We start from the raw sequence: 15,903 nt of genomic DNA, 5'->3' as shown, positions 1-15,903 counted from the left end.
ACCCTTAGGCTCCCTTAAGCGACATGTATCAGACATCAAGTGCCTGATTAATCATAGATTACATGTTGGCGATCATATCGTCGGCAAACTCGCTACATTTGCGCAGCTTAGCGCCTTCCATCAGACGTTCGAAATCGTAAGTCACAGTTTTAGCCGCGATTGCGCCTTCCATGCCTTTGACGATCAGGTCTGCGGCTTCGAACCATTCCATATGACGCAGCATCATTTCTGCGGAAAGGATGATGGAGCCCGGGTTCACTTTATCCTGACCGGCATATTTCGGTGCAGTACCGTGCGTGGCTTCGAACAGTGCGCAATCAGAACCGATGTTTGCGCCCGGTGCGATACCGATACCGCCAACCTGCGCCGCCAGGGCGTCAGAGATGTAGTCACCGTTCAGGTTCATACACGCGATAACGTCGTATTCAGCAGGACGCAGCAGGATCTGTTGCAGGAATGCGTCAGCAATTACGTCTTTAATGATGATGTCTTTGCCATTGTTTGGGTTCTTGATTTTAACCCAAGGGCCGCCGTCGATCAGCTCGCCGCCAAATTCTTCGCGCGCCAGCTGGTAGCCCCAATCCTTGAAGGCACCTTCGGTGAACTTCATGATGTTGCCTTTGTGAACCAGAGTCAGTGAATCACGATCGTTAGTGATGGTGTACTCAATGGCTGCACGAACCAGACGTTTGGTGCCTTCTTCGGAGCAAGGTTTGATGCCGATACCGCATTCCTGTGGGAAACGGATTTTTTTCACGCCCATTTCGTCTTGCAGGAATTTGATCACTTTGTCGGCTTCAGCAGAACCTGCTTTCCATTCGATACCTGCATAGATATCTTCGGAGTTTTCACGGAAGATCACCATGTCGGTATCTTCTGGACGTTTAACCGGGCTTGGCGTGCCGGTGTAATAACGTACCGGACGCAGACAGATGTACAGATCGAGCTGCTGGCGAAGTGCCACGTTCAGGGAGCGAATGCCGCCGCCAACTGGCGTAGTCAGTGGGCCTTTAATAGCAACACGGTAATCACGGATCAGGTCCAGCGTCTCTTCTGGCAGCCATACGTCTTTGCCGTACAGTTCTACTGATTTCTCACCGGTGTAGATTTCCATCCAGGAGATTTTACGCTCACCTTTGTAGGCTTTCTGAACTGCCGCATCAACAACCTTGATCATGGCTGGAGTTACGTCGACGCCGATACCATCACCTTCGATGAATGGGATCACAGGATTATTAGGAATCACCAGTTTACCCTGAGCGTCTACTGTAATCTTTTTACCTTCAGCCGGAACAACTACTTTGCTTTCCATTAACCTCTCCTTCGAGCGCATTTTTGTTAAAAATTTGTAAGATGCCGGTCGATACTACTCGAATATTTCCCGCTAGCCAATCCGAAACATTTTTCAAGTATAATGCGCTAATTCTCTCTAACTTCAATGCCTATGAACCCGCTACCTTTTAAGAATCACAACGTTAAACGTTTCAGCAAACGGCCCGCCAAAGAACAATCTGCCCCAAAAGGGCCGAGAAAGGTGATTCTCTTTAATAAACCCTTCGATGTACTGCCACAATTCACTGATGAGGCGGGTCGGGCGACACTAAAAGATTACATTTCGTTAACAGACGTGTATGCCGCAGGCCGTCTGGATCGCGACAGCGAAGGTTTACTGGTGCTGACGAACGATGGCAAACTGCAAGCTGCGCTGACACAGCCGGGCAAGCGCACCGGTAAGATTTATTATGTTCAGGTCGAGGGCGTGCCGGATGATGCTGCGGTTGCGGCTTTGTGTAACGGGATTGAGCTCAAAGATGGCCCTACCCTGCCTGCTGGCGCTGAAATTGTCGATGAGCCAAAATGGTTATGGCCACGTAATCCGCCCATCCGAGAGCGCAAAGCGATCCCCACTTCGTGGTTAAAAATCACGTTGTACGAGGGAAGAAACCGCCAGGTGCGCCGCATGACGGCACATGTTGGTTTTCCGACGCTGCGTCTCGTCCGTTACAGTATGGGCGAGTACACCCTCGGTGATTTACAACCCGGCCAATGGAAGGAGATCCCACATGTTTAAACCACACGTCACCGTCGCCTGCGTAGTGCAGGCGCAGGGCAAATTTCTGGTCGTCGAAGAAACGGTCCACGGCAAAGTCACCTGGAACCAACCCGCCGGTCATCTGGAAGCGGACGAAACTTTAGTCAGCGCTGCGAAGCGCGAGTTGTATGAAGAAACCGGTATCCACGCCGAACCGCAATCTTTTCTCGGGCTGCATCAATGGCAGGCACCGGACGGCACCCCCTTCTTGCGTTTTGCATTTGTGATTGACCTGCCCGAAATGCTGGACACCGCGCCGCAAGATGACGATATAGATCAGTGCCGCTGGGTGAGCGCTGAAGAAATCATCGGCTCCCCGCAACTGCGTTCCCCGCTGGTGGCCGAAAGCATCCGCTGTTATCAGCAATCCCCGCGTTACCCTCTGGAAATCCTGCACAATTTCAACCTGCCGGAATAACCTTCTGCGCCGGTTGTCGCCTCCCTGTGAATCAGCGATGCAGCAACCGGCCTGACGTGATAAAATTTCGCGCGCTCTTTTTGCGCACGCTCTGTTTAATGTATGCAATAAACCGATGTCCGGGTTTCTGTGGTGTTTTTGTTGCGCGCGGCCTTCATCCTCGTGGGACAAGCATCAGAAAAAACACCCTCAGTACCGGGCAATTAATTCCTATGTTTCGGGACTATTATGTCTGACAACAGCCAGAAAAAAGTAATCGTCGGGATGTCCGGCGGTGTCGATTCCTCTGTATCTGCTTACCTTCTGCAACAGCAAGGTTATCAGGTCGAGGGCCTCTTCATGAAAAATTGGGAAGAGGATGATGACGAAGAGTATTGCACAGCAGCCACTGACCTCGCCGATGCGCAGGCAGTATGCGACAAGCTGGGTATTGAACTGCACACCGTGAATTTCGCAGCGGAATATTGGGACAACGTGTTCGAATTATTCCTCGAGGAATACAAAGCCGGGCGCACTCCGAACCCAGATATTCTGTGCAACAAAGAAATCAAATTCAAAGCCTTCCTGGAGTTTGCTGCCGAAGATCTGGGTGCCGATTACATCGCCACCGGTCACTACGTGCGCCGCCAGGATATCGACGGCGTCAGCCATTTGTTGCGCGGCGTCGATGGCAACAAAGATCAGAGTTATTTCCTCTACACGCTGGGTCATGAACAGGTCGCGCAAAGCCTGTTCCCAGTCGGTGAACTGGAGAAACCCGAAGTGCGTCGCATCGCGGAAGACCTCGATTTGATCACCGCCAAGAAGAAAGACTCCACCGGTATCTGTTTTATCGGTGAACGTAAATTCCGCGATTTCCTCGGCCGCTATTTACCCGCGCAACCGGGCGTGATCAAAAGCGTTGACGGTCAGGTGATGGGTCAACATCAGGGTCTGATGTACCACACGCTTGGACAGCGCAAAGGTCTGGGCATTGGCGGGCAGAAAGACGGCGGCGAAGAGCCGTGGTACACCGTAGAAAAGGATGTTGAAAACAACATTCTTTACGTGGCACAGGGGCATGAACATCCGCGACTGATGTCGGTCGGTTTGATTGCGCAGCAGTTGCACTGGGTTGATCGCAAGACGCTGACCGCCCCGCTGATCTGTACGGTGAAAACCCGCTACCGCCAGCAGGACATTCCGTGCGTAGTCACCCCACTGGATGATGAACGCATCGAAGTGCGTTTCGACGCCCCCGTGGCCGCCGTTACTCCCGGCCAGTCTGCGGTGTTTTACCTCGGCGAAATCTGTCTGGGTGGTGGCGTCATTGAACAACGCCTGCCGCTTCAGGTCTGATACTGAACAATCAGAGGGTTGAATACGGGACGCTTTCGGGCGTCCCGTTTTATTTCTGCCCGTAAGTAGCATCTGCACTGATTCCGAACTGTGTTTAGAGGCAGTTTTATGGCATGATCTGTCGCCATTAGTTTGGGCTATTTTCTTTGGCACCGCGTCTCATCGTTTCGAAAACGCTTACAGGAGTAAACGTGGCTAAAAATTATTATGACATTACGCTGGCATTGGCGGGGATCTGTCAGGCAGCACGCCTGGTTCAGCAACTGGCACACGACGGCCAATGCGCTCAGGAAGAAATGTCAGTTTCGCTGCGCAGCCTGCTGGAGATGAATCCTGCTTCCACGCTGGCGGTGTACGGAAATAATGAAGCCAATTTGAAAATGGGGCTCGAAACGCTGCTTGGCGTGCTAAACGCCAACCGTGAGGGGCCCGGCGCTGAGTTAACGCGCTACGCATTAAGCCTGATGGTGCTCGAGCGCAAGCTGTACGCCAATAAATCAGCTATGAATCAGTTGGGTGAACGTATCGATCAGCTTGATCGCCAGCTGGCGCATTATGAACTCGAATCCGACACCATGATAAGTTCACTGGCCTCGATTTACGTCGACGTAGTCAGCCCGGCGGGTCCGCGTATTCAGGTCACTGGCTCACCGGCTATTTTACAAAATTCGCAGGTTCAGGCTAAAGTCCGCGCCATTTTACTGGCCGGCATCCGCTCTGCGGTGCTGTGGCATCAGGTTGGTGGAGGTCGTCTGCAGTTGATGTTTTCTCGTAATCGCTTGTTTGAACAGGCGAAAAATATTCTCGCTCATTGTTAATAAGATCCCAGGAGTTGCTACCGATGGAATTATCCTCACTGACCGCCGTTTCCCCCGTTGATGGACGCTACGGTGATAAAGTCAGCGCGCTGCGTACTATTTTCAGCGAATTTGGCCTGCTGAAATTTCGTGTGCAGGTTGAAGTACGTTGGCTGCAAAAACTGGCCGCCTGTGCAGAAATTAAAGAAGTCCCTGCATTTGGTGCCGACGCAAACGCTTTCCTTGACCAGTTAGTGGCCAATTTCGATGTTAATGACGCTCAGCGCATTAAAGATATCGAGAAAACCACCAACCATGACGTCAAAGCCGTTGAGTATTTCCTGAAAGAAAAAGTGGCCGCTATCCCTGCCCTGCATGCGGTGTCAGAGTTTATCCACTTCGCCTGTACTTCTGAAGACATCAACAACCTGTCTCACGCGCTGATGCTGCAAACCGCCCGTCAGGACGTCGTCCTGCCGTACTGGAAACAAATCATTGATGCAGTAAAAGGACTGGCGCATAAATACCGCGACATTCCTCTGCTGTCCCGTACTCACGGCCAGCCTGCTACGCCATCTACGATCGGTAAAGAACTGGCTAACGTCGCGTACCGTATGGATCGCCAGTTCAAACAGCTGGAAAACGTTGAGATCCTCGGCAAAATTAATGGCGCCGTCGGCAACTACAACGCCCACATCGTGGCTTACCCTGAAGTGGACTGGCATCAGTTCAGCGAAGAATTTGTTACCTCTTTGGGCGTGACCTGGAACCCGTACACGACACAAATCGAGCCGCATGACTACATCGCCGAGCTATTTGACTGCGTCGCGCGTTTCAACACCATTCTGATCGACTTTGACCGCGACATCTGGGGTTACATTGCCCTGAACCACTTTAAGCAGCGCACCATCGCGGGCGAAATTGGTTCATCCACCATGCCGCACAAAGTTAATCCGATCGACTTCGAAAACTCTGAAGGCAACCTTGGCTTATCTAACGCGGTATTGCAGCATCTGGCGAGCAAACTGCCGGTTTCCCGCTGGCAGCGTGACCTGACGGATTCCACCGTGCTGCGAAACCTGGGTGTCGGTCTGGGCTACGCTCTGATCGCTTATCAGGCAACGATGAAAGGCGTCAGCAAGCTGGAAGTGAACGAAGCGAATCTGGCGAACGAACTGGATCACAACTGGGAAGTGCTGGCTGAGCCAATCCAAACCGTGATGCGCCGTTATGGCATCGAAAAGCCTTATGAGAAGCTGAAAGAGCTAACCCGTGGAAAACGTGTTGATGCGGCGGGCATGCAGACGTTTATCGATTCTTTGGAATTACCGGAAGAAGAGAAAGTGCGCCTTAAAGCTATGACGCCGGGTAACTACATTGGACGTGCGACCAAAATGGTTGATGAGCTGAAGTAAGCATTGCCCTTCACAGACGCGCCTCCAAAAGATAGCGCGTCTGTGTACTCTTCACTCAAATGACTAACTCTGCGTCTGGAATTTACTCTGACGCAAATCGCCTATGATGTCGTTCATGCGATCTTCGGTTAAACGATAATATCGGATAGAGAAAGCTGTAATCAGATAGAAAATCGCTGGCAGAACAGTAAACAGAATCAGTACGCCGCGAACCGCTTCGGCTGATTGTTGTTCCACACCAGCCTGATAACCAAACCACGCCAGCCCCCATCCGGTCAGTGCGCCACCAATGGCTACGCCGAGTTTAATCACAAAAATATTCGCTGCTATATTCATGCCCGTAATTCGGCGCTGGGTTTTCCATTCACCATAATTATTGGCATCCGTAATCATCGACCACTGTAGCGGTGCATTAATGCCTTGCAAGAGATTAAGAACAATATGCACGATAAACGCTGGGATCCAATATTCTGTTGGAAGGATAAAGAATAACAGTCCGATCAGCGCACTTAATACGTGACCCATACGGAAGCACGAATTTTACACATCCATGAACCCAGGGACTTGGCGAATAAGCTGCCAATGACGGCGGCTACCGTGGTCGCCAGCATAAAGATGGAAATAATGCCGCTTCCTTGATGCAAAACATATTGCACGAAATAGACCAGCAGACTGCCACGCACCACCACACCACAAAGCATGGCCAGGTTATACACGGACAGAATACGCCACTGATCGTTTTTCATCAGAATTCGGACATCCCGCAGGATGTTCATATTCTCTTCTTTGACCGGAGTAATACGCTCGCGGGTCGTCAGGAAGCAGGTCAGAAACATCAGGCAACCAATCACCCCGAAAATCCCCATCGCCCATTGCATACCAGAGGCCCGGTCGCCCGGTGCGATAAAATCAGCCAGTGGCAGGATTAATGCCGTCCCCATAGCACCACCGATTGGCGCAATGGCAAAGCGCCACGACTGCAACGACAGGTTATCCTGCGGATCGGCCGTAATCGCTGCACCTAAAGAGCAGTAAGGAATATTAATGGCCGTATACATGATGGTCATAAAAATATATGCCAGTACTGCATACACGATTTTTGCCGTTTGCCCGAAATCTGGTGTGGAATACACCAGTACGCAGCTCACGGCAAACGGGACACAAATAATCAGTAACCATGGACGGAAACGACCCCAGCGGCTTTTCGTTTGATCGGCGATCGCCCCCATAATCGGATCAGTAATGGCATCTAAAATTCGTACCACTAAAAATAACGTCCCCATTACCGCAGGAGAAAGACCATAAATATTGGTATAGAAGTAAGCCAGAATGGCAACGGAGGAATCAAAAACGATATGACTTGCTGCATCGCCTAATCCAAAACCCAGTTTTTCTTTGTTGGTGATCCTTTCAGTTAACGCCGACATGTATTCACCTTTATTTTTAAATTTGAACTCCGCTGTCTTTATAATTGTTGACGTGGATACGGGGTATTCTGATTTTTCATTTATGTCTTATGCTTTTAATCAAATGTGACGCAGATACGGCTTATTCCAGCCTCTTGCTAGGTGCGATATGCATATATTCGAACCACATCACATTTATGCAATAAAACAAAAAAACATAAAGTGCGTGGGGAATACGGCAATTGTTGTATTGGCTAATCACTACCAGTATTGAAGATCAGAAAACACGTCCGCGCCCTGACGCGGATGGTCAAACTTAAAAGGGGAAAAAATGTCTGCCATTTATAAGGATGCCCACCGCCCGACGCACGAGCGTGTTACCGATTTACTGGCGCAGATGACGCCGGAAGAAAAATTCGCCCAGATGCACGCTTTCTGGCTTATTTTGTCTGCCGATGGCCATCATCGCGAACGCACCGATCTGAGCGATGAATTCGCCGGAGTCACCGAACAGGCAGCGCTGAGCGAACGAATAAAACTAGGCATCGGGCAGATCACGCGCCCCCTGGGGACACACATTGTCGAAGCGAAAGAAGGCGTCCGCGCGCTTAATCGTCTGCAAAAAACCTTAATGGAAGAGACACGGCTGGGTATTCCGGCACTGTTTCACGAGGAGTGTCTTGTCGGCCTGCTGTGCAAAGACGCCACGCTATTTCCCTCGTCGCTGAACTATGCCTCCACATGGGATCCGGATTTAATGCAGCACATCGCTGCGGCGATTGGCAATGAAGCGCGCAGCACCGGTTGCCGTCAGGGCTTAGCGCCAGTGCTGGATGTCTCGCGCGATGTGCGCTGGGGACGAACAGAAGAAACCTTTGGTGAAGATCCTTATCTGGTGGGCATCATGGCCACCCGGTTCGTGCGGGGTTTACAGGGTGAAAAACGTGATGTTCTGGCGACGTTGAAACACTATGTCGGCCATTCATTTAGCGAAGGCGCCCGTAACCATGCGCCGGTACATCTGGGCTTTAGCGAACTGAACGATACTTTCCTGCTGCCATTCGAAATGGCGGTCAAACTGGCAAACGCCGGTTCCGTGATGCCTGCTTATCACGACATTGATAACCAGCCCGGCCACTCCGATACCTTCCTGATGACTACGCTTTTACGCGAACAATGGGGCTTTGATGGCCTGATTGTGGCTGACTACGGCGGCATCAGCCTGTTACATCAGCATCACGGTGTCAGCCGTAATGCAATGGAATCTGCCGCGCAGGCTTTTAATGCCGGGCTGGATATCGAATTACCCAAGGATGATTGCGCCCGCCATCTGGCAAAAGCCGTTGAACAGGGTTTGATTCCAATGGCAAAAATCGACGAAATCGTCGAGCGTGTCCTACTGGAGAAATTCCGTCTCGGGCTATTTGAACACCCTTATACCGATGAAAACACCATCGCGCTGCAGACTCCGGAAACCCGCGAACTGGCGTATGAGGCGGCTGTTAACTCCATTACGATGCTAGAAAATAACGGCCTGCTGCCGCTACAAGGTCAGCCGCGCCTGGCGGTAATCGGGCCAACGGCAGACGATCCACTCGCCCTGTTGAGCGGCTACAGTTTTCCGGTACATCTGATTATCAGCGATATGCAAGACAGCGCATCTCAGGTGGTCACGCCGTTGCAAGCATTACAACAACGGTTTGGAGCACAATCTCTGCGCTACGCCAAAGGCTGTCACATTATTGAGAAACGCGTCGCAGGCGCGCCGGTCTTCCCAGGGGATGCGGGAAAAGCGATGCAAACCTCACCTGTGTCTTCGGATACCAGCCTGATTGCTGAGGCCGTTGACGTAGCAAAACAAAGTGATGTCGCGTTGGTATTTGTCGGCGATCTCGCCGGACTCTTCCAAAGTGGCACAGTCGGGGAAGGTTCTGACACCGATAGCCTGCAACTCCCCGGCGTCCAACAACAACTGCTGGAGGCAGTAGTAGAAACGGGCAAACCGGTGGTAGTGGTGATGACCGGTGGACGCCCGTATAACCTGGGTGGTCTGGAAGATCGGGTTGCGGCGCTGGTTATGGCATGGGCACCAGGTCAGGAAGGCGGAAATGCTATTGCTGATGTATTGACCGGCGTGCGTGAACCCGCAGGCCGTTTAGTGATCTCCGTCCCCCACAGCGCGGGCGCGATGCCTTATTACTACAATCACAAACTCAAGAGCGGTGGTACGCCCTATGCCTTCCACTTTGGCTCACGTTATCCATTTGGGTACGGCAAAACGTGGACGACTTTCGGTTACGGCGAACTGACCTTTGAGCAGACGAAGGTGCCGTCGCTCAATGGAAACGTGGTGGCAAAAATTACCGTCACCAATACCGGCCGTCGGGAAGGAAGCGAAGTGGTACAGGTTTACATCCGCGATCGCGTAGCCTCACAGGTTCGTCCCGTTCAGGAGCTGAAAGCCTTCCAGCGTGTACATCTGGCAGCTGGTCAAAGCGCTGAACTGACATTCACCATCCCTACTGATATGCTTAACTTCACCCAACGCAGCGGGCAGCGCGTGGTCGAACCCGGCGAGTTTGACATTCGCATTGGCGCGTCCAGCGGCGATATTCGCAGTCAGGGTATGGTCGAAGTCACGGGCGAAGTGCGCGAATTGGAGAAAAAATGGCGTATGGAAAGCCATTGCGACGTCAGATACTAGTCCGGCGGGACGTTTAAGACAGCCTTAAGCGTTTCCCTTTCTGCTCATTGGCGCAGGTTAAACCCTGCGCGTAAATGAAATTCCTCTATCATTCCTTGATGATACCTTTGGCTTTAATCAATGTTCGAACTCACTTTTTGTGCCTCTGACCATAAACGCCGTTTATAATTGGTTTAGGTTTTGTTTAGGTTTGCGGTGATGACGTTGATGTGAGGTTGATTAAAATGTTTCTGAATCATTTACAATTACATTCAGAAAATTTCTGTTGTCTGCCGCGCCATAAGGATAAGGAATTACCATGCGAATTTTAGTCATTGAAGATAACGCTCTGCTGCGCCATCACCTCTCCGTTCAGATGAGAGAAATGGGCCATCAGGTGGATGCCGCTGAAGATGCCAAAGAAGCCGATTATTTTTTGCATGAGCACGCTCCGGATATCGCGATTGTCGATCTCGGCTTACCGGGTGAAGACGGCCTGAGCCTGATCCGTCGCTGGCGCAGTCATCAGGCTAATCTGCCGATTCTGGTTCTGACCGCCCGCGAAAGCTGGCAGGATAAAGTTGCCGTGCTTGAAGCCGGTGCCGATGATTACGTGACCAAACCTTTCCATTTGGAAGAAGTGCTGGCGCGCATGCAGGCACTGATGCGTCGTAACAGCGGTCTGGCATCGCAGGTCATTACCCTGCATCCGTTCCAGATCGATTTATCCCGCCGTGAACTGACCGTAAACGAAAATCCGATCAAACTGACCGCATTTGAATACACCATCATCGAGACACTGATCCGCAACGCCGGAAAAGTGGTCAGTAAAGATTCGCTGATGCTTCAGCTTTATCCTGACGCCGAACTGCGCGAAAGCCATACTGTGGATGTGCTGATGGGGCGTCTGCGCAAGAAGCTGCAAGCCGAGCACCCGGAAGATGTCATCACCACGGTGCGCGGACAGGGATATCGTTTCGACATTCGTGCACAATGACACGCTTTACCCTCGCCTGAAGCCTCAACATCAAAGGACGCGCCATGAAAGGACGCACTAAAAAACCCTTCTCACTTCGCGTCCGCTTTATGATGGCGACCGCCGCCGTTGTTCTCGCGTTGTCGCTGGCCTACGGGCTGGTGGCGGTGGTCGGCTACATGGTGAGTTTCGATAAAACCGCCTATCGCCTGTTACGCGGCGAAAGCAATCTGTTCTTCAGCCTCGCGCAATGGCGTGACGGTAAGCTTTCCATTAACGTTCCGCCGGATCTCGACCTCAATACACCCACGCTGGTGTTTATCTACGATGCCGACGGCAAATTGTTGTGGGCTGAACGCAGGATCCCTGAGCTGGAAGCGCATATCAACAAGGCGTGGATGAATAAACCAGGCTTCTATGAGCTGGATACCGACACCCAGATCAGCAGCGAAGTATTGGGCAATAATCCCCAGGCGCAGGACAAGCTGAAAGATTACGACGACAGCGATGCAAACGCCATGACGCACTCCATCGCGGTGAATACCTACAACGCCACGGCGCGATTACCTGCGCTGAACATTGTGGTGGTCGATACAATTCCGCAGGAACTCCAGCGTTCCGACCTGGTGTGGGAATGGTTCAGTTACGTGCTGCTCGCTAACCTGTTACTGGTCGTGCCGCTGCTGTGGCTGGCGGCTTACTGGAGCCTGCGCCCTATCAAACAACTGATTCATCAGGTCGCTGAGCTTGAAAGCCACGAACGCGAATCGCTGGATGAAAACCCGCCCCGAGAGCTGCGCGGCCTGGTACGTAATCTGAATATTTTGCTGCAAGGCGAGCGTGGGCGTTATGACCGCTATCGCACCACCTTGGCAGACCTGACCCATAGCCTGAAAACGCCGTTGGCGGTGTTACAGTCTACGCTGCGCGCCCTGCGTAACAGTAAGCAGATGACCATCGAAGAAGCAGAACCGGTAATGCTCGAGCAGATCAGCCGTATTTCTCAGCAGATCGGTTATTACCTCCATCGTGCCACACTGCGTTCCGAACAAAATTTACTGATCCGCGAAGTCCATTCTGTCCCCGCCATTCTCGACGGATTATGTTCAGCTCTCAACAAGGTTTATCAGCGCAAAGGCGTGGTGATCACCGTGGATATTTCGCCCGAGCTGACATTTGTCGGAGAGAAAAATGACTTCATGGAAGTAATGGGTAACGTTATCGATAACGCCTGCAAATACTGCCTGGAGTTCGTCGAAATCAGCGCAGTACATACCGAAAATCAGCTGGTGATACTGATTGAAGATGACGGCCCCGGCATTCCTGAAAGCAAACGTGAAGTGATTTTCCAGCGCGGTCAGCGTGCCGATACGTTGCGTCCGGGACAGGGTCTGGGACTTTCTCTGGCCAATGACATCATTGAGCAGTACGACGGTAAAATTATCATCGGTGACAGCCCGCTTGGCGGCGCCAGCATGCGCGTATGCTTTGGTTTGCAGCAGGGAATCGAACTCGAATAACGGCTCAGCGGTGTAAACTCCGGCAAGTTTCGGTGCTTTCTTCACCGGCATTTGAAATTTGCTGGCAATTGCCCAACGCAGCCGCAACACCTTCCGTTATAATCCTTTACAGACCCACCTTCTTTTGGAAAAAAAATGGATTACAAACTAGACCTGGACTGGAACGAGTTCCTGCAGCGTTACTGGCAAAAGCGTCCTGTCGTATTAAAGCGCGGCTTCAAAAATTTCGTCGATCCAATTTCTCCGGATGAGCTTGCCGGTCTGGCAATGGAAAGTGAAGTCGACAGCCGTCTGGTCAGCAATCAGGACGGGCGCTGGAACGTCAGCCACGGTCCGTTTGAAAGCTACGATCATCTGGGGGAAAACGGCTGGTCGGTACTGGTTCAGGCGGTCGATCACTGGCACGAACCCTCCTCGCATCTGATGACTCCTTTCCGCCATATTCCTGACTGGCGCATGGATGACCTGATGATTTCCTTCTCAGTGCCCGGCGGTGGTGTTGGCCCGCACCTGGATCAGTACGACGTATTTATCATTCAGGGCACCGGGCGCCGTCGCTGGCGCGTGGGCGAGAAAATCGCCATGAAGCAACATTGCCCGCACCCGGATTTGCTTCAGGTGGAGCCGTTCGAAGCGATTATCGACGAAGAGCTTGAACCGGGCGATATCGTCTACATTCCACCAGGCTTCCCGCACGACGGTTACTCGCTGGAGAACTCGCTGAACTATTCAGTCGGTTTCCGCGCACCGAACACTCGGGAAATGATCAGCGGCTTCGCAGACTACGTTCTTTCCCGTGAACTGGGCAGCCACCGTTATACCGATCCGGAACTGGTGGAACGTGAACATCCGGCTGAAGTGCAGCCTGCCGAACTGGATAAACTGCGTGGCATGATGCTTGATCTTATCGGCAATCCGGAGCACTTCAACAGCTGGTTTGGCGAATTCATTTCCCAGTCGCGTCATGAACTGGATCTGGCACCGCCGGAGCCACCGTATCAGGCAGGTGAAATCTATGAGCTGATGGAGTCCGGCGAAACGCTGGAACGCGTTGGCGGTTTACGCGTATTGCGCGTGGGTGATCTTTGCTACGTCAACGGTGAAGCAATGACCTCAGAACAGACCGCCGCGGTGGATGCTATGGCCCGCCACAAAACGGTCACCCGTGAAATGCTCGGTGATGCGCTGGACGATCCGTCATTCCTCGCCCTGCTCTCTGCGCTGGTGAACAGCGGTTACTGGTATTTCAACGACTAAAAATTTTACTATTAAAGGCACGTTTGTGCCTTTAATTTTCAACTCTCCGGTTACAATTCCCCCTCTCTAAAAAAAATTAATCATCTCCTTTAACTTTCAAGGTAAATATTTTAACCCCAGATTTATTAGGAAGATTAATATATAAATGATTAGGAATATTAATATTTTTCATGCAGATTTATAGGTAACCATGTATAAAAAAACGACATTAGACGCCTGAAATAATTTCACCTACTCTTACGCCACTTTTTTAGTAAGAGAGATAAAAATGAAATTCGGTAACATATTTTCACGCAGTCATAACACTCCACCATCAAACCCACAACCCCCATACATTCCAGATGACTATACATCTGAGTATAGGTTTGATTTTGATATTTCACCTGGTATGAAAGCCAGATTAATGAGTGCTATTAACAATCAGATCTCTAAACATATTTTACAGTTCAGTCGTTCAGTGATGAGTCCAAGTATGTTTGCCGACTTGCCACGTTTGAATTACTACATAAACGGCAATCTAATAACTGCTCGCGGATCTGAAGAACAATCTGTAATAAATTATTCCAATCACATCATGGAACCTCAAAACCACTGGATACAAGAAAATATTGGTACACTTTCTTCGTTTTTACATCAGGGTATATTTGCCGACTTCTTTATTGTTGCCGACCCGTGGATAACGCTCACAGGGCAACGATGGCCAATAAGACTGGTGTCATTAGATAGTCGTACTAGTGAAGTTGATTTTCATATTTCTAGTGCAGGCATTATTAAAGTAATATGTCAGTCCAAGGTACGAAATGTCGTGCTACATGGAGAAAAGTACGTTATAGCTGATTCCGAAAAAAGTAATTTTTCTTTACAACTTTCTTTTCGTGCCTTTAATTTGGGAGGTGTATGTAAGGTAGGTTCGCTGGGACATGGTGTCGATCATTGCAGACTTCATGTATGTGGTGAAGGTTTAATGTAGTCGGTCATAAATACTAAATAATATGACTGGTCAAGAAGCATTCTACACTTATCCATATGTCTTATTTATAAGATAATACTCAGTTATCCGAAGATCACGGATAACTGCAGTAATTAACGCAACCGAAGCGCTATCTTGAACGGATTTAAATTTCTCTTTTTTGGTGAGAGTCTTATTTTCACCGCCATATTATTATCACGCAGAGTATTACACACGACCGCGATACGTTTTGGCGTGGGAATATAAAAATCGCCATCCATCAATCCGAATAATCTATGTCTCAGCGGTGAATTAACTAAACCCGCTTTCAACACCCTGCTCAAGATATTTGCACAGTTCTTAGATAATGTTCGAAATGAGGGTGTTTCTTTCGAATGACAGATATCATACCACGCTTGTGTCATCGATAATTCATTCAGAGATTTAATACCATAAATTACATCTGGCTCACTTCCCTCTTTCTCGCAGTCGCTTTCATAACCTTCAGAGATTGCAGCCGGGTAACGCCTGAATAAAATTTTGTTATCTTCAAACTGAGGCCACCAACTCACATAAGCACCTTCATGAACAATTTTACCGATGAACATTGATGCATGCCCCACATTATCCGCGGTTGGATACCAGATAAATACCCAGGCATTGATTCTCACATTAAAATCGTCCACAGTCGTCATGCGCTTTACAAACTCTCTGAGCCCGTCTATTTTTTCCAGGTTTGACAAAATATTCACTCCATAATTTTGGTATAAAAATTATTACACTTCTTGAGGAATAAATATAATGTCATAAATCCATAGAGCACTTGAAATATATTCATGAGAATAATAATTGAACATTCATAAAATAAATGAGGTTGTCAGGTGGTAGAACCCCTGATGAACCGCAGGTATTTTCAGGCGTTTCATCAGCCGTTAATTCGCTATGGAAACGGGTAGCCAGTGACAAAGCGTTGACCATCAACCTTTCGGATGCACGTTGTTGACGGCGAGATTACCTGGAACTAGTCCGGGCATCTGCAAGAATAAAGTGCG

General features: G+C 50.2%; 12 protein-coding genes and 2 pseudogenes. 10 read left to right on the top strand and 4 right to left on the bottom strand.

Going from position 1 to position 15,903, the window contains the following annotated elements; genetic code table 11:
• Positions 1–58: 58 nt before the first annotated feature.
• Positions 59–1,312: an NADP-dependent isocitrate dehydrogenase gene (gene icd, locus ACMHLI_RS11180; RefSeq protein ID WP_056778851.1), complete on the bottom strand. Its 1,254-nt coding sequence runs from the start codon at positions 1,310–1,312 to the stop codon at positions 59–61.
• A gap of 132 nt (positions 1,313–1,444) precedes the next feature.
• On the opposite strand from icd, the gene rluE reads away from it, so the two are divergent.
• The 5 genes from rluE to purB all read left to right on the top strand — a co-directional run bounded on the left by rluE (position 1,445) and on the right by purB (position 6,060).
• A complete protein-coding gene (gene rluE / locus ACMHLI_RS11175; RefSeq protein ID WP_413529509.1) occupies positions 1,445–2,071 on the top strand; it encodes a 23S rRNA pseudouridine(2457) synthase RluE in 627 nt (208 codons plus the stop codon).
• A complete protein-coding gene (locus ACMHLI_RS11170) occupies positions 2,064–2,510 on the top strand; it encodes an NUDIX hydrolase (protein WP_413529508.1) in 447 nt (148 codons plus the stop codon). Before rluE ends, ACMHLI_RS11170 begins: the two co-directional genes overlap by 8 nt.
• A gap of 228 nt (positions 2,511–2,738) precedes the next feature.
• A complete protein-coding gene (gene mnmA / locus ACMHLI_RS11165; RefSeq protein WP_413529507.1) occupies positions 2,739–3,848 on the top strand; it encodes a tRNA 2-thiouridine(34) synthase MnmA in 1,110 nt (369 codons plus the stop codon).
• 191 nt (positions 3,849–4,039) lie between these two features.
• Entirely contained in the window at positions 4,040–4,666 is a 627-nt protein-coding gene (hflD, locus tag ACMHLI_RS11160; protein WP_413529506.1) for a high frequency lysogenization protein HflD, read from the top strand.
• 23 nt (positions 4,667–4,689) lie between these two features.
• On the top strand, positions 4,690–6,060 hold the full coding sequence (purB, locus tag ACMHLI_RS11155; RefSeq protein WP_413529505.1) for an adenylosuccinate lyase: 1,371 nt from the start codon (positions 4,690–4,692) through the stop codon (positions 6,058–6,060).
• A gap of 63 nt (positions 6,061–6,123) precedes the next feature.
• On the opposite strand, the pseudogene ACMHLI_RS11150 reads toward purB, so the two are convergent.
• Positions 6,124–7,487 (bottom strand): annotated as a pseudogene (locus ACMHLI_RS11150) (glycoside-pentoside-hexuronide (GPH):cation symporter).
• A gap of 310 nt (positions 7,488–7,797) precedes the next feature.
• On the opposite strand from ACMHLI_RS11150, the gene ACMHLI_RS11145 reads away from it, so the two are divergent.
• The 5 genes from ACMHLI_RS11145 to ACMHLI_RS11125 all read left to right on the top strand — a co-directional run bounded on the left by ACMHLI_RS11145 (position 7,798) and on the right by ACMHLI_RS11125 (position 14,872).
• On the top strand, positions 7,798–10,170 hold the full coding sequence (locus tag ACMHLI_RS11145) for a glycoside hydrolase family 3 N-terminal domain-containing protein (protein WP_413529504.1): 2,373 nt from the start codon (positions 7,798–7,800) through the stop codon (positions 10,168–10,170).
• A 298-nt stretch (positions 10,171–10,468) separates the two neighbouring features.
• Entirely contained in the window at positions 10,469–11,146 is a 678-nt protein-coding gene (phoP, locus tag ACMHLI_RS11140; RefSeq protein ID WP_112168741.1) for a two-component system response regulator PhoP, read from the top strand.
• Between the two features lie 44 nt (positions 11,147–11,190).
• Positions 11,191–12,645: a two-component system sensor histidine kinase PhoQ gene (gene phoQ, locus ACMHLI_RS11135; RefSeq protein WP_413529503.1), complete on the top strand. Its 1,455-nt coding sequence runs from the start codon at positions 11,191–11,193 to the stop codon at positions 12,643–12,645.
• A gap of 135 nt (positions 12,646–12,780) precedes the next feature.
• Positions 12,781–13,902, top strand: a complete 1,122-nt coding sequence (locus ACMHLI_RS11130) for a JmjC domain-containing protein (protein ID WP_413529502.1) — start codon at positions 12,781–12,783, stop codon at positions 13,900–13,902.
• Positions 13,903–14,170: 268 nt separating this feature from the next.
• On the top strand, positions 14,171–14,872 hold the full coding sequence (locus ACMHLI_RS11125) for a hypothetical protein (RefSeq protein WP_413529501.1): 702 nt from the start codon (positions 14,171–14,173) through the stop codon (positions 14,870–14,872).
• A 113-nt stretch (positions 14,873–14,985) separates the two neighbouring features.
• Here the strand turns inward: ACMHLI_RS11125 and ACMHLI_RS11120 are convergent, their stop codons facing one another.
• Both ACMHLI_RS11120 and ACMHLI_RS11115 read right to left on the bottom strand, forming a co-directional pair.
• A complete protein-coding gene (locus ACMHLI_RS11120) occupies positions 14,986–15,594 on the bottom strand; it encodes a hypothetical protein (protein WP_413529500.1) in 609 nt (202 codons plus the stop codon).
• A 135-nt stretch (positions 15,595–15,729) separates the two neighbouring features.
• Positions 15,730–15,852 (bottom strand): annotated as a pseudogene (locus ACMHLI_RS11115) (peptidase T); the annotation flags it as partial.
• Positions 15,853–15,903 lie beyond the last annotated feature (51 nt).

The organism is Rahnella inusitata (genome assembly GCF_965118895.1).
Lineage (GTDB): Bacteria > Pseudomonadota > Gammaproteobacteria > Enterobacterales > Enterobacteriaceae > Rahnella > Rahnella inusitata_A.
This window is presented reverse-complemented; position numbering and strand designations above follow the sequence as displayed.

Excerpts from the sequence above, each read along its gene's own strand:
- icd (WP_056778851.1), bottom strand. The coding sequence starts at position 1,312 with ATGGAAAGCAAAGTAGTTGTTCCGGCTGAAGGTAAAAAGATTACAGTA.
- rluE (WP_413529509.1), top strand. The coding sequence starts at position 1,445 with ATGAACCCGCTACCTTTTAAGAATCACAACGTTAAACGTTTCAGCAAA.
- ACMHLI_RS11170 (WP_413529508.1), top strand. The coding sequence starts at position 2,064 with ATGTTTAAACCACACGTCACCGTCGCCTGCGTAGTGCAGGCGCAGGGC.
- mnmA (WP_413529507.1), top strand. The coding sequence starts at position 2,739 with ATGTCTGACAACAGCCAGAAAAAAGTAATCGTCGGGATGTCCGGCGGT.
- purB (WP_413529505.1), top strand. The coding sequence starts at position 4,690 with ATGGAATTATCCTCACTGACCGCCGTTTCCCCCGTTGATGGACGCTAC.
- ACMHLI_RS11145 (WP_413529504.1), top strand. The coding sequence starts at position 7,798 with ATGTCTGCCATTTATAAGGATGCCCACCGCCCGACGCACGAGCGTGTT.
- phoP (WP_112168741.1), top strand. The coding sequence starts at position 10,469 with ATGCGAATTTTAGTCATTGAAGATAACGCTCTGCTGCGCCATCACCTC.
- phoQ (WP_413529503.1), top strand. The coding sequence starts at position 11,191 with ATGAAAGGACGCACTAAAAAACCCTTCTCACTTCGCGTCCGCTTTATG.
- ACMHLI_RS11130 (WP_413529502.1), top strand. The coding sequence starts at position 12,781 with ATGGATTACAAACTAGACCTGGACTGGAACGAGTTCCTGCAGCGTTAC.
- ACMHLI_RS11125 (WP_413529501.1), top strand. The coding sequence starts at position 14,171 with ATGAAATTCGGTAACATATTTTCACGCAGTCATAACACTCCACCATCA.